We start from the raw sequence: 17,620 nt of genomic DNA on the forward strand, positions 1-17,620 counted from the left end.
CTCCTATTTATTTAATTTATATTTAATTAGGACATTACTAATTCGAGATATATTTCTAAAAATTTATAGTTCGAGTGCATAATACCCTAATTTTTTCAACTTTTCGATTATCATTTTTTTCTCAATATAGTCCAAACCACCAAATATTTGCCGAATCGCCTCTTTATGCTGAGGAAAAATAATATCCATCAATTCAATACCTTCTGAAGTAATTGACGCATACGTGACACGGCGGTCTTTAGGACATGGTTTTCGTATTAAGAACCGCTTCTTTTCCAACTTATCCACTACATACGTGATACTACTACTTGCAAGTAATATTTTGTCTCCAATTTTTTGTATAGGCTGATCGCCTTTACTATATAGTAGCTCAAGCACTGCAAATTCAGTTGGATTAAGTCCATAACTTTTTATATCCTCTTCAATACGCTTAGTAATTGACTGTACTGCCCTTGATAATATAACAAATAACTTTAAAGATAAGCTCTCATCGTTAATCACGCTCATAATTACCAATCCTTTACAAGTTATCTTGAATTCGAGATTCATTATATTATCGTCAAAATATTATGTCAATCATTCATTTTAGCTTTATCAATCCAATCATAATTTATTTCTCAACATATGACATATGGAATTAGAAGAAAACAATTGTTACTATATAAGTATCTCAATTACGTTATTTCTTTTAAAGAGAGCTTGTTTTTAATGGCAAGTTCTCTTTTGCCATATTCTAAATTGAATCCGGACAAATTTCAGAGTATATGATATAGTTTTTAAACAAAGATTAGAGCTCTCCTACAAGAAGGAGAGCTCTAATCTTTCATATAAATATTCACCATTTTTATCATTACGGGGACATCAAAACTTTAACTTGATGGGGATATGGTGCTATCTCGATTAATAAATATTACAAATCATATATCTATCATATTTTTTATAAACAGGATTAATTAGATTTAAAAAAAGATTTCTTTTTCTTTACTCGTAATAAGTCACCTGTCCATCCTTTGAATCGCATATACATATACATCCCCCCTGTTGTGAAAATAATAAATAAGAGAGCGATTAAATAGCTATATTTCCATTCTAGTTCAGGCATGTATTTAAAATTCATACCCCATAATGCTCCTAAGGCTGTCAAAGGCGTACTCACAGCAGTTAATACAGTAAGAGCTTTCATAATTTCATTCCCACGATGAGAAGAAACAACTTCTTGCAAATGAATCATCGTGTCTAATTCTTCTTGGTACTCTTTAACGAGTTGTAATCCACGCTCTAATTTTACGCTTGTTTGTTTATAACAAAGGGTGTTTGTTAGTTTTTCTAACCAAGCTTCTTTTAGGCCTTGTAACACTTCTTGTATTAAGCGAAACACGTGTGTGTTCATAAATAATTCATGACGAATATGATAAATCCTTTCTAAAACTGCTATGTTATTATGATGATAAAAATCCCATAATACATTTCTGAAATTGTTTTCAAAGTAGTCAACCTTTCGCAAATAATGAGATATAAACATTGATAAGATAGCACATAATCCTTCAGCGGAACTATTACAATTTTTTGTACCCATAGGGAAATTATGTATTAATTTTTTGAAATCCTCTTCCTCTTTTTCCTGAACTGTTATCAGTATTCCATGAGCTACGAAATAATGAAGAAATTTTTGAATTTTGGCGTCCTTTTTATCTTGATCATATAAAAACGAACCATATACACAAGTTTGACTTGGTGATAACGTATAAACATATAATCCATTTTCACAAGGAGAACTTATTTTCTTTACAAATTGAGAGAAATAAGATGTTACATCACGAGGGATTATAGAAGAAAGTTTTTCAAGCTCACTAGTTTTCACATGATACCAACTCCATTTCGTCATTTTTATGCATTCCATATTATTCTTCCTTTCTAAATTGTTTTATGTTTAATCGAATCATAACCGTAATATGACATTTGTATGTAGGTATTCATGTCTTGGAGGAAAAGTTTTTAGATCATCTAAATTACAAAATAAATGACATAGGAGGCCTTATTCTTTTAAAAGGAAGACCCCCTATATTAGTTATTTTCATTCTCAATTTTAAACATTTCCTCTATACAAGCACTTTTTATCTTTTCTTATAAAGAATTTATTATATGTGGAAAAGAAGCTACATAATTTGGCACGTCTATTCAACGAACTCCATTTCAGTCGTTATTATAATTTGGATTCATATGCAGATTGATTGGTGATGTCGTCAAATACTTGACTCCCAATAATGTAGTATCCATGAAGTGCAGCCTCTTTCGAAGCGTCTACCATACGGAAAGAAGAAATTTCACTTTGCATTTTTTTAATTCGTTTTTTGTGGAGATCTACTATTCCTCCTGTCCAAATAATAGTATCATACTGTTCTAACGTAAATTGTTCTTGTAATACACGCACAACGTCTTGGAAGTGTGCATCCAACTCTTTTTGAATCAAAGTATGAACCTGACTTGTCTCAGGATTTTCTTCTCGACATTCATATCCTTTTTCTAATATGTTTGGCATGTCGTTAATATGCAATTGATTACTTTCACCCTCATGATTCTGCACGATATTCTTAATATTTTTCAAAGGCTTGCTACATCCTAGTTCCGTCTCATAATGATTTAAAATGAGATTCTGTTTCATATCTGTCATTTCTAATGTGCGAAATCCACCATCAATAATTAAGATGCGATCTCGTTCCTGAATGATTCCCTCTTTTAAGAAATAGGCATGTAAAGCGACCGGTTGCTGAAGAATCAAAGCATTTTCCACCGTAATATGAATAAATTTCCCATCAATTTGCACGGAAGTTTCTTTTTTTAGTGCACGTTGTAATTGCTCATGCTGACTACCAAAACAACTGATGGGAAGCCCGGTAACAACTAAAGGTAACACGACATTTTCTTTATAATCCTTTGCAATGCAACCAAATATTTGTTGTTTAAATCGTTCGCTTTCATAATAATTTTCTATTTCTTCGTCAAATGGAGGAAGAAATGAAGCGTCAGATTGATGTGCTTCATTTCCCATGTAGTATGCAAAGTCTAAGTCTATAAAACTTACCTTTGTTAAATCTTCACTTTCAGCATGATTAGGTACAGGGGCTAGTGTGGAAGCTTCACTCTTAACCGTCATCTCAGAATCTACATCCTGGCGATATGCCCTTTTGGTAAAGCCAATTCCTACATCAATTGCATACAGAGATTTCATACTTTTTTCCTCACTTTCTATTTTTAGAGTTACATCTAGGCACTCTCTTCTTTCCCTTCTTTCACATATTTCTTTTCATTCTTCGTTTTTTCCCCGTCTAAGTTCTTACTATTTTCATTTATTTCGTAATCCTTTTCATCTGTTTTCTTTTTATTATTTTCGTTTTCTGTTAAGTCTTTAATGGTAGAAATCACAACTGGTGTGGCTGTAAGCAGTTGTGGTAATGTTTGTTTTGCAACATTAGCTGCAGTTACAGAGAATTGTTTACTTGTCTCGGTTACCTTCTCTAATGTTTCCTTTATGTTTCCTTCTTGTAGTTTGTCTTTTACGCTTTTTCCTTTTGTTTGTATAGCTTTCCGATTTTCTTTTTTTAACAGAGATACCATGACTCCGGTCGTAATCCCAATCACAGCATATTTAAATATTGTATGTTTCATTTTTCTCACCCTTCTCTACTTTTATTTTCTTCCATGCTACAACCTAAAATAATTAACTTATCTATTTATCAGATATTGCAATCTATTAGAGAGAATGATAGTTTTGCGGCTGCCTATCACTCTCCGTTAGTGTTTCATCTGTTACTAGAAGTAAAATTCTCCCTTGATCTAGTTTTTCTTCATATAAGTTAGCTTCCTCCTTCGACAACCCCATTTCCTCCATTTGATTTCGGAGCTCGTCCCCTTTTTTGGAGAAAAAGTTGATAATACTTGTGCCCAACCCTTGTTCTTTTACTCCAATCGTATTTGTGTTTGTATCATCCGCAATCTTTTTTGTTATATGTTTTTCATGTGTTAAGACGTAAATGTCATCTTGGTGAATCCCTTTCAATTCTAGCTCTTTTACTTTCATAACTACTTCCTGTTCATTTTGATATTCATAAACCACCGGTTTTCTTTCATTCTTATGCATCGTATTTTTCCTCCCTTAGATTTTTTATTTTCTTATTTAGTTGTTATGTAATATGTAATACACCTATTTTAAAGATGTTAAACCTAAATTTTCAAAAAATTTCATACAATAGGTTATTCATGTTTTTAATATCAAAGAAATGTCACAAGAACTTTGCTTTGATAAAAGCGCTCCAAATAACGATTTGTTTGGAAGGTAAGCCCATTGTTTTATAGAAATCATAGAAAAATAAAAAAGCACTCCTTTTTAAAGAGTGCTTTTAAAAAACATATAACCTAATCAAAATATTTCTATTTTGATTACGGAAAGAAAGTTTTTATTAAAACATATGGTTGCTAATTTAATTGCGATCTGCCTTGCACCCAAGCAGCAATATCATTTATAACATACTCAGGGATATTAGCAGGACTATAATATTCATTTGGCTTACTTATTTCCCCTTCACCCTCTGTAAAGAAATGATTTAACTTTGGATATAGTCGATAATCTACGTTATCTCGTTCTTTTAATTGTTCTTTCCAAAGAGGAATTTCAATTTTTGATTGAACTTGATAGTCTCTTTCTCCTTGAATAATAAGAAGCGGTGTCTTTTGTTCTTTTGACATTTCTGCCGCTTTAATTTTCCGTATAGAATCCCAAAATACTGCTGACCCTAAGTAAAAATCTTTTGGGGGATTCTGACCAGAGAAGTTGGGATCATTTAATAATTCAAATTGCGATTTGTAGAATTTATATTGATCCAGGTTCATTGCTCCAATAGAGAAAAGGTACTCAAATTGATCTAAAACAACGTCTTGGATCGTACGAGCTGGCCCTCCCATTACAATTGCTCCAGCAATATTTTGATTTTGGTCTTTTTCAATCATTTTCGGAAGCATCATTCCACCTTGACTATGACCAAGAATATATATTTGATTCTTATTTATTAGAGGCTCATTTTTAAGAAATTGAGTTACAAGAAGAGCATCATCTGTTGTCTCTTTATCAACTGTATAGAAGGGACTGAATTGTGTTTTCAGCCCATGTTCATACGTTCGTTTATTATAGCGAAGGACAGCAATTCCCTTCGATGCAAGACCTTCAGCTAAATCGCGAAATGGTTTTAAAGCAAACGCTGTTTCATCCTGATCAGTTGCTCCTGATCCTTGAACAAGAATAACCGCTGGAAAAGGACCATTTCCTTTTGGAACCGACAATGTTCCTGGTAATGGAAATGCACCACTTCCAACTACTACTTCTTTATCAACAAATGATTCAGGCTTACTATATGATGGACGCTCAGCAACAGGACTAAACGACATGCTTAGTTGAAAATCGTCTATTTTTCCGGATGGATCTAGTTTAATTAGTAAAGGTACAGTCATTTTTTCAAAAACTAATTGAATCTCCACATTTGTATGAACAGGATTTGTCTCTTTTTGTGTAACCTCTCCAATTTCTATAAAAGAACCTGCTTGTAATTGAACTGGCAGTCCCTCCCAATAGCTCTTCAACCATTCTTCGGATATTATTTTCTGTAATGACCTTGAGGTTAAATCAAATGCAGATTTATAATCTTCACTATTCATATGGCGAATAAATGAAAGAGTAGTAGATATAACAGGATTTTCATCATCACTATTGTCTATTTTTTTTATATTTGTGTTTACTTCCTTTAATTTTGAAATAAATTGATGGTTAAATGGATTATTATATGTATTAGGATATAAATTTGTTTTCAAAATTTCCGTATTCCGTGCCTTATACAAATTTGAAGAACTCTTAAAATTTTCAGGTGAAATTACTTCCTCCGCATATGAGACTGAGGGAATTGCTATTGTAAAAATTGCACTGATAAGTAATAACTTATTACTTATTCTTCTTTTCTTACCCATACCTATTGATTCTCCCTTCAAAATTTAAAATTTCTAATACAATATGCCAACTATAAGGAAAATAAAAATTACCAAAGAGATTAATAATCTATTTTACGATCCCCCTCTCAAGTTAAAAATCTATCATTAACAAACTTCAATAAAAAACACCTTCCCCCTCTTTTTTTATTGTTGGATTTTCCAATGACCTAGAAGCACAGCACGAAATTACATGTAACCGACCCATGAGATTCTCTGTTTCAAAAGAAAAAAGCACCCCACTAGATGCTTTCTTTAATTGTTCTCACTATCATTTATTCAGGTAATTCTCTTATTACTATAAGATAAATTCATTCTATTTCCTAAACCTCACTTATTTCTTAATTCACTCATACCAATATAAAACCTAATAACCTACCATCAAAAAATAAAGAAAATAGGTTATTTGGCTATTCATTTCGTAAACTTAATGCTCAAATTAGTTTTTTTCACAAAGTTAAACTTTATTAAGAAAAACTTAAAGAATTTCCCTCTATATTCATAAGAACTTTTTTCTATACTCAAAAATGTAAATAGACAAAAGGAGAAACGATCATGAAGAAATTTGTAATTTGCATACTAGGAATAGGCCTCCCTATATACTTACTACCTTTCATATTACGTGGAGATTTAGACAGATTTAATCCGATTGCTGAAGAAAAAAATGTATATGCCGTTGCGAAAGGATATGGTGTTCCAGATTATCATCATAAAGGAAAAGCTATGTACTCACTAAAAGCTGTTGACGAATTAAGTAATGAAAAAGAATATACAGTTGGAACGAACACGCCTAATGATTTTATAAGAAAAACATACTTAAAAATTCATGTGAAAGGAAAATATGTGTATTCTTACGATATTATTTCTAAAGAGGATATTCCGGAGAAAATAAGGGGACAATTGGAGATAGCAAATAAATAAAAGAGCCACTTCGTACGATTTGGCTCTTTATTCTCTCTCCCATCTACCGCTAGGAGAATTCTTTCGGTAGATTTATTAAATTCGTTATCATTGTGTCAATAACCATTCTTCAATTACTTTCACTGTTTCATCTCGTTGTGCTTTTGGCGTAATTAAACTCGCATTATCACCTTTTTGCTCACCGTACATGCCAAAATTAGCATGATTCCCCCCTTTTATCATGTGCATAGTACTATTCTTTGACATTAACTTTTTATTGTTCTCTATTTTTTCTACAGTTGCTAAAGCATCTACTTCCCCGTAAATTGATAACATTGGAATCGATTTGGCAGAGAAATCATCTGCAGGATAAGAACCTAAGAAAATAATTCCGTCTACCTTTTCTTCATGTTGAAAGGCATACCTAGAAATCATAGCTCCGCCCATTGAATGCCCAGCAACATACCATTTTTGAACTTCAGGGTACTTTTCAATTACACTATCTACCTCATTTATTCCAAGTATCGCTAAGTTTAATGGTAACTTAGGCATTACTACAAAATGCCCATCTTTTGCAAGTGCTTCCCCTAAGTAACTATAAGCCTCGGCTTCTACTTTAGCTCCTTGATAAAAAATAACCCCTATATTTGCATCTTTCTCTCCAAAAGCTATATAATCTTCATCTTTTTTATCATCTACTAAAGACAAAGCCTCTTTCGTTGGTTTATAAGTAAACTGAGACCAAGTTAAAAAAGTAATACTTCCGATGAGTAAAATACCTAGTAAAGAGTACAGAACAATTTTTATCCATTTCTTCACATATATGACCTCCCTATGATGTGTATATTCTATACTTTAGATTACCATTAATAAACGTAAAAACTCGAGCATTTTCATTGTGCTCAAGTTTTCATTTACGTCTTTAATTTATACTATAAATTGTCCAAGATAAATATGTAGCAAATGTAGCCCATAAAAAATATGGGATTAGCAACCATGCCGATACTTTAGATAAATTGGAAGAAAACATAATGAGAAGTAACGTAGTAATAGCGACTAGTAAACAATCTACTGTTGCTAAAAACAAATTCTTTTGGCTAAATTGAAAGTAGCTGAACGCTTGATTGAATATATAATTTAAAAGGAATAAAAACCAAAATGTTTTTGGCTTGAATCCATAGTTGTTGTAAATAATTGCAACTGATAATGCAATAAGTCCAAATAATACAGCCCATATCATTCCGATTGTCATACCAGATGGTGTCCAAGACGGCTTTTCTAACGCATCATACCAAGTACGATCAATAGGGAATAAAACACTAGAAACATAAAACAAACCATATGTTAGTAAAAATACTATAATACTAGATTTTTTCATAAACATTCTCCTTTTTACTAGAAGACTATAGAAACTTTATATGATTAGTATGTCCTTGTAATGGATAAAATTCTAATATTAAAATTCAAAATACATATTGTTTAACCTATTTCATACAAATTCTTTCATACTTTTATATGCACAAAGGGCTCTCTCCCGTGCTGCCTTATGATCAACAATCGGAAAAGGATATGTATCCCCAAGTTTTATATTGGATTTTTGTAAAATATGCTCAGGTGCTTCCAAAGGCTTATGTATATATTTGTTTGGGATATCTCTTAATTCTGGTACCCATCTTCTTATATACTCTCCATTTTTATCAAACTTTTCTCCTTGTGTGATTGGGTTAAAAATACGAAAGTACGGTGATGCATCTGCTCCACTTCCAGCAACCCATTGCCATCCCATTGTATTATTTGCAATATCAGCATCTAGTAGTGTATCCATAAACCATTTTGCTCCTTCTTGCCACGGAATTAACAAATGCTTTACAAGAAAAGAGGCTACAGCCATTCTTGCCCGGTTATGCATAAAACCTGTTTGCCATAGTTCTCGCATTCCCGCATCAATAAACGGATAACCCGTTTTCCCCTTTTGCCATACTCTTAATAACTCCTCTTCCTTATCCCACGGGAAATTTTCAAAGCTCTTATTAAGAGGTTTATATACTGTAAATGGATAATGATATAGTAAATAATAAGAAAACTCTCGCCAAATTAATTGACGTATAAAGCTATTAACTTGTTTTTCAAAAAGACTACATTGTCTTTCGGTACTTTTATTTATTAAGTAATGAAACATTAGCTTTACTGATATTTGACCAAATGAAAGATACGGTGCCAACATCGAATGGACATTTTGACCTGGAAAATCTCTTCCTTCACTATAAGAGACTAATTTACTAGAGAAAAATTTCTTGAATGTTTTATATGCCCCTTCTTCTGTCGGATCCCATATTACTTCCATATGAGATGTCCACGGTATAGTCGGCAACAATTGTAATTCTGAAACAGATAAGCTTGCTGGTAAAGAGTTTCCCCACTTTATACTCTGCACTCTGCTAAAAGGTTTAGGTATTACCTGCTTTTGAAATGCATTGTAAAAAGGCGTAAACACCTTATATTCAGTGTTATCTTTCTTTTTAATAATCCACGGTTCTAATAATAAATGCGAATTAAATTCTTTACAGATAATACCTTTATCCTCTAACATCATTTTCATTTTTTGATTAGATTGTAATCTGTCCGGATCATAACAAATATTCCAATATACAGCCGTTATATCTAATTGCTCTATGAGAGAAAGTATTTCTTCCTCCGTACGTCCTTTACGAATTATTAAAGTAGAGCCCAATGCCTCAAGTTGCTTCTTTACATCTATTACAGCATGGTGCAACCACCACTTTGACGCACTTCCTATTGAAAAAGTTTCATCTTGTATATATACAGGAAGAACCTCACCAGACTGAACAGCCTCAAATAGAGCTGGGTTATCATATAAACGAAAATCTTTTTGAAACATAACAATAATTTTATTTTGCATGGCTATCCTTTCTAATTCTTAAAGCACAATTCATTCTTTATTAGAACAAATACTTCTGTTATTTTTAAATGATTATAAGAATCATTTTTTGTAATTGCAAACAAACTCTTCTATCTTTAATGGATTTTTCCAACTCTTAATAAAGATAAAAATATAATGCACTTTGTACTTATCTTAAACTCTTATAAAATAAAAAAGAAAATGGAGAGAAAGATGAAAAAACAATTTTATAAACAATCAAACTTAAATACATCTATAGATTCAACAATCCTGTGGACTTTTCAAAACCAAAATGCCATAAATACACTTTTGAATGAAGGTAAGCTTATAGCCGATCCTATTTTGTTAGTAAAGAAGATTGCACAGCATATAAATACATTGTAAGACACATGAAACAGAAAGGTATTGAATTTATTATAGATTTACCCATTTGGGCATGGCATTCATGCAATGGTTACCAAAAGAAGCCTACTTATGAGACTGCAAGAGAATTACTATCAGATATTCAATTAGAGAAAGAAATATACCTCATCGAATTCACATGTCCTAATTTTTTATTCATGTTAACAAACTATAGCGGATGGTGCGACATTTATTTTAAACTTACTGGCAATCCTAAAGCAAGTGTAACAAATGATGAAGAAAAATACTTATTTAATCTTTACCCTACCATTGAGGAAGAATGGGAATATCATCATATCCAAGCAACTCTACCCTACCTAAAAAAAGAATGGATTATACAAATAACTGAACTTAGTAAAATGAATGGATTTAACAAATAATATTGTTTATGAATGCTTTATTTAAGCATTCATAAACATAACAAATAGTCACATGAAACTAATACATTTAAAATAGCTTTTTTATAATGGAATCCTAAATATGCTCCTTACTACTATGATTTTGTATACATGCAGTTTACTCATTTAGTTTTGGTCTAGTTTGTAAATATAAATTCAAATCTGGACTTGAACCGTTAATAATTATATCTCGAACAATTTTAGAAAGTACCATACTATAAACTAATCCATTATCTCCATACGCATAGATAAAGTGACAATTTGGAAACTCTTCATACATTCCAATTATAGGTAAACCATCATGAGTACCACCATAAAAAGCACTTAAATAAAATTCAGGTTCAACTGTTATATTGGGAAAGAGCTTATTAAATTCATTTACTAATTTCTCTTTTTTATGGATTAATTTTGAATCTCTTTCTTGAGCAATGTTTGTATCTTCATCTAACCCACCTATAATAATCCTGTTATCTGCAGTAGTTCTCATATAAATATATGGTCTCGCAGTTTCCCAAATGAGAGTACGTTTATACCAAGAAGATAAATCTTCTACAGGATTAGTAACAACTGCATATGAGCTAATCAGTGTAGCGTTCTTTTCCTTTTTAAATTCCAACCCTTCATATCCTGCAGCCACAATTACTTTATTGGCAGTAATAGAATTGCCCCCCTTTGTATAAAAGATAGCACATTCTTTCTCTAACTTTTTGCCAACAATCTCTGTATCTTCATAAATTTGAACTCCTTTATTAGCAGCTTGTTCTAATAAACTATGTGTAAATTTATAAGGATTTATTTCACCATCATTATACGTATAAATAGCTGCACGTTTTTTAAATGGATATCTCTGTCCAATTTGTTTTTCTGATAACCAAGCCGCTTTAAAATCATGCTTATGTAAATAATACAGTTCCTTTTCTAATTTCTTTATATCCTCTTCATAACTTGCATAATATAAGCTGTCACGTCGTTTAAAGTCAGAGCAATAAGGCAAGTTTTGATCAGCATATTCAATATCATTAATAGCTTGTTCACATAATTTCATATGCTTAACTGCATACTCTTCCCCAAATGTATTTACCAGTTCAAAAAACATCTTATCACCTAAATATTGAATAAGTGCTGTATTTGTAAGGTTACTTCCATGTCCTACCTTTCTTTTATCAACGATAACAATATTTAAATCTGATTCACTCAAATAGTATGCTGATTGAGCACCCGAACTTCCTGCTCCTATTATTAGTACGTCACATTTTATATCTTCGTCCAAACGAGGATAAGAAGGTGTATTAGAAAAAGTCGTGTTCCAATATAATTTCCCTTTCTGTAAATCCATTTTAATTGCACCGTCCTAAATAAAATAGTTATATCCCCATCGGTATCTCCAAATCATTCTTACTATATACTTCTTATCAAAATTATCTTGCTATCATGAATAAAGGTTTTCATAAACCTAAAAGCCTTGTCTTAAAAATTTTTTTCGAAAAAACGTCAAATAATTTTTTATTTTTATTATAAAAAGAGCAAAAGATCTCCATTTATAGAAGATTTCTTTTACTCTTTTTAAAGGAAACAACTCCAAATATTTAACATATTATAGTATCTACCAAATAAAAGTTGCTTATCTATCGATAACTTACACATAAGAATGCATTTGTTTCACTACTTTATTAACAGAAACTTTAACAACCGTTTCTTTTTCCCCTGTTCTATCAATCTTGAAACCATGAACTTTAACATCAGACGGTACTAGTGGATGATGACAAATCATATCTATACTCTTCTCAATATTTTCACTAACATTTTCTTTTCCACTTAGCCATTCATCAAGGCTACCACTTGAAAATTCAGGCATGCAATTTTCAAAGAGATAGTCTAGTTCCCTGTTATTTTTTATGGAATCACGTTGAATTTGTAGATTAACTACATCAGTTTCTTTATCCTCTATTCCTACAACAAAAATTTCTTCAACATTTTCTTGATAAATAGCAATAATAATAGATCTCATTATATCTCCATAAGGATGTACAATTACAGAATCGTAGCTGTGTATAGTCAACATGTTTTCTTGTTGAATGTTAGTTACTTGTTGGATAATAGGCTCTATTTCATGTTTAATGTCTGTTAACAATAAAACTTTTTTATTCTTTGAATTCATATGGAGCACTCCTTCTTCATTATTGTATTTATGAAACTTTTAAGCTAGTAACAATAGTTGATAATTCATTACATGATTGTTACCAGTTTTTCCAGTGTCCCTCTGGATCAACACTTGCAAGTCTAACCCATCCATTTTGAACTTTTTCTCGAAATGTGAAATCATTATTTAGCAAACGTTCTATATATTGACTAGGCGCTTGAATTACAATTAGTAAACGAAGTGGTGAATGATACGTCTCACTATCTGACTGCATAACGGATTGCCAAGGTAAGCCTGGCAACAAATCACTTGCATTTCCCTGCATAACACCTAGACCCGCGGTTACAGTTTGGGTTGTTTTGTTTCCACTACCATAATAATGAGGAGCTACAGTTGAAGCGTAATATTGTAGATTTATCCACTGAGCTACTGTTCCTGGTCCTGCAATAATGTTAGCTAATATATCGCCACTTTCATCCTGTTTCCAATCATAATTATGAAGGAAAGCCCTACCTTCTAAGTCACAATCCTGAGTTAATTCTCGTTGCCCGATAATAAAAGATGCATTACGAGCTAATCCCCATTCTGGACGTATTTCACTCCAATCTTCTGCAAATCGATGTGCCTCTTTACTCGCATTTTTTATTTTCGTTTTAAAATTTGGTAATTGCGTTAAACGCTCTCTATTTGCATGTTGGCTCACATTTGGCATAATCGATTCGATACAATCAAATGCTTCTTGCGCAGTTTCCGAAAGTTCTGGGACGTAAATCCATTCCAATTCGTCCACTGTTGTTTTATGTTCAGCTGCTGCAAAAATGGTATCCTCAGGAATTTTAATACCTTCCGCAAACAACGCCTCTCTCACTTCTGGGAGATTACATAAAGTAGCAAAAACTCTTGCATTGAATCCTCCTGCTGCTCCGCCACAAGCACCACACTCAAGTGCTGCAGCATAAGGATTGTTCGTACTTTGACTACTATGTCCGCACATTACAAATAAAGGAGCAACTTTTTCTGTCAGTCCCACCATTTTTAAAGCTTGACGCACATAGTTCACTTTTTCTTCTTTCGTAAAACCGATAGGTATCTCGCCCTTTGTGTCATGAACATGATTAAGCGAGAATGTTGTATCAGGTTTTTGTAACATAGTTTTACGAAGGTTACGAATGAAACCACCAACTCCTCTTGGGACAAAGCTTCTTGTCACCATCTGTAGACCAAGTAAAGGACCACTTAACTCAGGTAGCGCCATACTTGTCAGTACGTTCTGTTTCATCGTTTTAAACGTATAACGTACCGAACTGCCTACCCTCTTACGTTGCTCATAAGATTTAAGTTCATTTTCATTTGTGAGCTCTTTTATTTGATGTTTCGGTTTGAGTATAACTGGCAAAGAAGGATGGTTGTTATTACTACCTAGTTCACTAGTTGCAATTGGTAACCCAAAGAAACCAGCTATTCCAAATGTTTCAAACGGACCTAATTTTTCAAGGTGGCGACGAAACGGTTCTGAACGTACATCAATACAGAATGCTAATTGAGCTAATACACGCTTTTTATCATTGGTTGCACGTTGTGTAGAAGCAATCTTCTCCCTTAATTGCTCTGCATGCGTTTGTTCCCAAGCTTCCAGCCAAAGTTTCTTGCGAATATTTTCATCAAAACGATAAGCGAATACTAATAATTCACTTTGTTCAGTAGCAGGCATTTGTAACCATTCCCGTGTTGAAATATTCCCCCAATAAATCCAAGAAGCTATAAGTGGGACGATCGAAACTTTTTTCTCAACCTTTTGATTTTTTAAAGGTAAATAAGGTTTTACAATAGCCAGCTCCATAGAAATTCGAACTGCTAAATATTCTATGAGAAGTTCCTGTTCCTGAATTGATTGTTGTGAGCGCCATCGTATCATTCCTGCCCACCCAGGCAAAGAAAGTAAGTGCCCTTCAAGGTAAGATTGTATGTTAGATTCAGAAATTCCTAGTTCAGATAATGCTCTCGCTAAAGCTACTTCGGCATCTTGTGGCCAATTTTTTAAAACTTTACGCTCATTTTTACTGAGCGCTGGATCAAATTTAATAAGGTGTTGCCATGCGCGATAAAAACCTTTCTCTCGATTTGGCATCGTCCAATTTGATCCGGATTCATCAAGATATAATTTACACCATTTAATGATATGATAATTAAGAACATCAGATAGGTTTTCACTATTTTGACTCTCTATAAGCGAACTTATTGGCTGCATAACAGAGGCTTGCATACTTGCTGTATTTATATAATTCATTTCTTCTGCCAATTTATTTACTTCTGGCGATGATAATAGACTAGAAGGTAATTTTTCTAACTTTAAAGCTGCTTGGCAAAATCGCTCTGCTTTCTCTCGCGGAATATGAAAAGATTGTGAATCCAGCCAACGAGACAAACTCATTTGTAAAAATGATTCCTCAATCTCACCTTTCGCTTTTGCCAAATGAATCATGGAGGCACTAGGATAAATATCCACATTACGAGCTTCTTTTAACCAATTTGCGACTTGTTCAAATGATTGCTTTTCAAGTCCCATCCAAGGGTGGTGAGCTGCAAACGTAGAGATAGGCCAAAGTGGCGCAATAACTCGGCTAGCAGATGCAACTAAATCATTTATATTATTTTCTTGCATATCAATGTTTGTATCTTTCTTTAATATTGACGGTATGCTCATCACGAATTACCTCCCTTTGATACATGATGTTTCAGATAGCTTGGGTGACTTTCTACTGACTTTCGTCTCGCCTCACCTACTCGAACTAACCAAAGATAAAGTACAGCGAATAAAGTAGAAGATTGATGACGAGTAACGAAAGTACTAATAACACTACTAAATAGTAAAATACATATAACAAAGATAACGGCTGGAGCTGAAGGTTGAACACTTTGATAAATATCAGTATGCAACCATTTATAAAGAGAATTATGAACGGTAAAGTAAATGAGAGAAAATCCAATCAAAACAATTACGCCAGCAATTCGTCCCATTCTTCCCTCTCCAAAAACAACAAGCTGTTTCCATGAAAAGTATAGTGACCAGCCTAAGATTAACGCACTAACTAGTTGATACCCCTCTCCAGAAGTCATAAACCAGAAAGTAATTGCTATAAATAATCCTAAAACACGCCCAACTATAATCCATAAATTGGACATCTTTTCATTAGACTGATTCACTACCCCAAAACGTTGCACGGAAGAACCAGCTTGTAAAAATAGTGTAGCTTTAAACAAACCATGTAAAATTAAATGAATAATAGCCGCTAAATAGGCGCCTAATGCACATTGAATAAGCATAAATCCCATTTGTGCAATAGTTGAACCTACTAGCTGACGTTTATAATCAACTTGGACTAAACTAATTCCTGTACCTATTAAGATAGAAATACTAGAGAAAATTAGTAAAATTATTTGTGCAATATCATCATGAAAAAGAGGTGAAAATCTAGTTAACATGATACCACCAGCATTTACTAAACCCGCATGCATAATAGCTGAAACAGGAGTTGGAGCAACAGCAGACTCAATTAACCATCTTTGAAAAGGCCATTGTGCTGCTGGAATCATCACCGCTAATATAATTAATAAGTTAATTCCTGTTCTCTCCAATGTTCCATGTAGCACTACATTTTCATTCGTTAAAACTGATGTTAACTGCCACTGTCCTGTTACTTGAAAAAGCCAAATGATAGCTGATAGTAAGGCAATCCAACTTATTGTAAATAGGTAGCCAGAGATTTTAGTTGCTTCACTAACTACTTTCCACCCTTTATTTAGCCCTATAAGTAGAACCAATCCTATAAGCGTTGCTCCCCAACAAATGAGCATTAAGCGAAGATCATCACTTAACCATGCAACCGAAGATACACCTGTAGTAAATGTAAAAAGTGCAAAGTATTTTCGATATGAGCGATCTCCCATTAAATAACGTACAGAGAAACGCTGAATGATTAAACCAATTGTAAGAACAAAGAAAGCCATTAACCAAGCTAAAGTATCTAGATGCCAAGGCCCCACAACTCTATCTCCATTGTTATTAACAAGTGCGAGTAAAGAAACCAATGAAGGTAAAGCAGCGATACCAATATGGATATGAACAAAACGTAAAGGTATCCTTGCATTTAAAAACAATAATCCACTTAGCCAAGAAGCACTAAGCGCCATAAAAAATAAAGTTAACAGTGTTGATGAACTCAGCGAAATTAACATGTTAAATACTCCCTTCTAAGCGAAAATAGCCTATAAAAATTCCTTTTCATTACGATAGTTTTTTTAATTTCAATTTTCATTCACTCTTTTTAGTACATCGTTTTTTCCCATAAAAAAAACCGACAACTTCCATAATTCAATGATTTTATATCATCATTGAATTATGGAGATTGTCGGTTTCACTTCAACTAACTTCAATAAAGTTTTTTGAAGAGCTCCCATTTTATAGAGGATAGTAATGTATGTATTACTCCTATTAAAAATAACAGTATATCTCTGATCTCCTAGATTATGCAATCAATATATCAATTTATGTTATGCGCTATCTTTCAATTAAGAAACTTTTTCATTTAGTCAATATTACATATTAAAAAAATGCTAAAGCCTTAATTATAGCAAACAGTTAAAATAAGCATCTATTAATTTTTTAAAACAATTATAAGATAAACTATATTAAGCAGTTTGTCAATTTATTTATCAGTTTTTTTGAGCGTTATTCCAATTAAAATTCAGTATACGTAAATAATTTCAAGTTATTAATTATTATCATGTTAATAAATTTAAATAAAGCGCAAAACTTTTAGGTTTCTTAAT

The 17,620-nt window shown here is 32.7% G+C and carries 14 protein-coding genes and 1 pseudogene; 2 read left to right on the top strand and 13 right to left on the bottom strand.

What is annotated here, in order from left to right:
* Positions 1-63: 63 nt before the first annotated feature.
* From MHH55_RS09765 to MHH55_RS09790, 6 genes are all read right to left on the bottom strand, one after another.
* Entirely contained in the window at positions 64-507 is a 444-nt protein-coding gene (locus MHH55_RS09765; protein ID WP_000111426.1) for a MarR family winged helix-turn-helix transcriptional regulator, read from the bottom strand.
* Between the two features lie 442 nt (positions 508-949).
* The gene (locus MHH55_RS09770; RefSeq protein WP_000388933.1) at positions 950-1,900 is read right to left on the bottom strand and encodes a magnesium transporter CorA family protein; all 951 of its coding nucleotides are present in this window, start codon (positions 1,898-1,900) and stop codon (positions 950-952) included.
* 303 nt (positions 1,901-2,203) lie between these two features.
* Positions 2,204-3,229 carry a ParM/StbA family protein gene (locus tag MHH55_RS09775; RefSeq protein ID WP_078186635.1) on the bottom strand — a complete coding sequence of 342 codons (1,026 nt, stop codon included), beginning with the start codon at positions 3,227-3,229 and terminating at the stop codon, positions 2,204-2,206.
* 35 nt (positions 3,230-3,264) lie between these two features.
* A complete protein-coding gene (locus MHH55_RS09780; protein ID WP_063245393.1) occupies positions 3,265-3,666 on the bottom strand; it encodes a hypothetical protein in 402 nt (133 codons plus the stop codon).
* A gap of 85 nt (positions 3,667-3,751) precedes the next feature.
* Positions 3,752-4,138, bottom strand: coding sequence for a general stress protein (locus MHH55_RS09785; protein ID WP_048657111.1), 387 nt, complete (start codon positions 4,136-4,138; stop codon positions 3,752-3,754).
* A 335-nt stretch (positions 4,139-4,473) separates the two neighbouring features.
* Positions 4,474-6,012: an alpha/beta hydrolase gene (locus MHH55_RS09790; RefSeq protein ID WP_139362441.1), complete on the bottom strand. Its 1,539-nt coding sequence runs from the start codon at positions 6,010-6,012 to the stop codon at positions 4,474-4,476.
* A gap of 573 nt (positions 6,013-6,585) precedes the next feature.
* On the opposite strand from MHH55_RS09790, the gene MHH55_RS09795 reads away from it, so the two are divergent.
* The gene (locus MHH55_RS09795; RefSeq protein ID WP_000714887.1) at positions 6,586-6,951 is read left to right on the top strand and encodes a YxeA family protein; all 366 of its coding nucleotides are present in this window, start codon (positions 6,586-6,588) and stop codon (positions 6,949-6,951) included.
* Between the two features lie 87 nt (positions 6,952-7,038).
* Here MHH55_RS09795 and MHH55_RS09800 read toward each other — a convergent pair whose 3' ends face one another.
* From MHH55_RS09800 to MHH55_RS09810, 3 genes are all read right to left on the bottom strand, one after another.
* Entirely contained in the window at positions 7,039-7,749 is a 711-nt protein-coding gene (locus MHH55_RS09800; RefSeq protein ID WP_078186636.1) for an alpha/beta hydrolase, read from the bottom strand.
* Between the two features lie 103 nt (positions 7,750-7,852).
* A complete protein-coding gene (locus MHH55_RS09805) occupies positions 7,853-8,308 on the bottom strand; it encodes a TspO/MBR family protein (protein WP_000749755.1) in 456 nt (151 codons plus the stop codon).
* A gap of 111 nt (positions 8,309-8,419) precedes the next feature.
* On the bottom strand, positions 8,420-9,850 hold the full coding sequence (locus MHH55_RS09810; protein ID WP_078186637.1) for a cryptochrome/photolyase family protein: 1,431 nt from the start codon (positions 9,848-9,850) through the stop codon (positions 8,420-8,422).
* A gap of 213 nt (positions 9,851-10,063) precedes the next feature.
* On the opposite strand from MHH55_RS09810, the pseudogene MHH55_RS09815 reads away from it, so the two are divergent.
* Positions 10,064-10,632 (top strand): annotated as a pseudogene (locus MHH55_RS09815) (DUF3841 domain-containing protein).
* Between the two features lie 136 nt (positions 10,633-10,768).
* Here the strand turns inward: MHH55_RS09815 and MHH55_RS09820 are convergent.
* The 4 genes from MHH55_RS09820 to MHH55_RS09835 all read right to left on the bottom strand — a co-directional run bounded on the left by MHH55_RS09820 (position 10,769) and on the right by MHH55_RS09835 (position 17,026).
* Positions 10,769-11,986: an NAD(P)/FAD-dependent oxidoreductase gene (locus MHH55_RS09820; protein ID WP_078186638.1), complete on the bottom strand. Its 1,218-nt coding sequence runs from the start codon at positions 11,984-11,986 to the stop codon at positions 10,769-10,771.
* Positions 11,987-12,286: 300 nt separating this feature from the next.
* The gene (locus MHH55_RS09825) at positions 12,287-12,808 is read right to left on the bottom strand and encodes a carbonic anhydrase (protein WP_001086255.1); all 522 of its coding nucleotides are present in this window, start codon (positions 12,806-12,808) and stop codon (positions 12,287-12,289) included.
* A 79-nt stretch (positions 12,809-12,887) separates the two neighbouring features.
* On the bottom strand, positions 12,888-15,494 hold the full coding sequence (locus MHH55_RS09830; protein ID WP_078186639.1) for a DUF2309 domain-containing protein: 2,607 nt from the start codon (positions 15,492-15,494) through the stop codon (positions 12,888-12,890).
* Positions 15,494-17,026, bottom strand: a complete 1,533-nt coding sequence (locus MHH55_RS09835; protein WP_078186640.1) for an NADH dehydrogenase subunit 5 — start codon at positions 17,024-17,026, stop codon at positions 15,494-15,496. Before MHH55_RS09835 ends, MHH55_RS09830 begins: the two co-directional genes overlap by 1 nt.
* Positions 17,027-17,620 lie beyond the last annotated feature (594 nt).

This window comes from Bacillus sp. FSL K6-2944 (genome assembly GCF_038005385.1).
In the GTDB taxonomy this organism is placed as follows: Bacteria; Bacillota; Bacilli; order Bacillales; family Bacillaceae_G; genus Bacillus_A; species Bacillus_A cereus.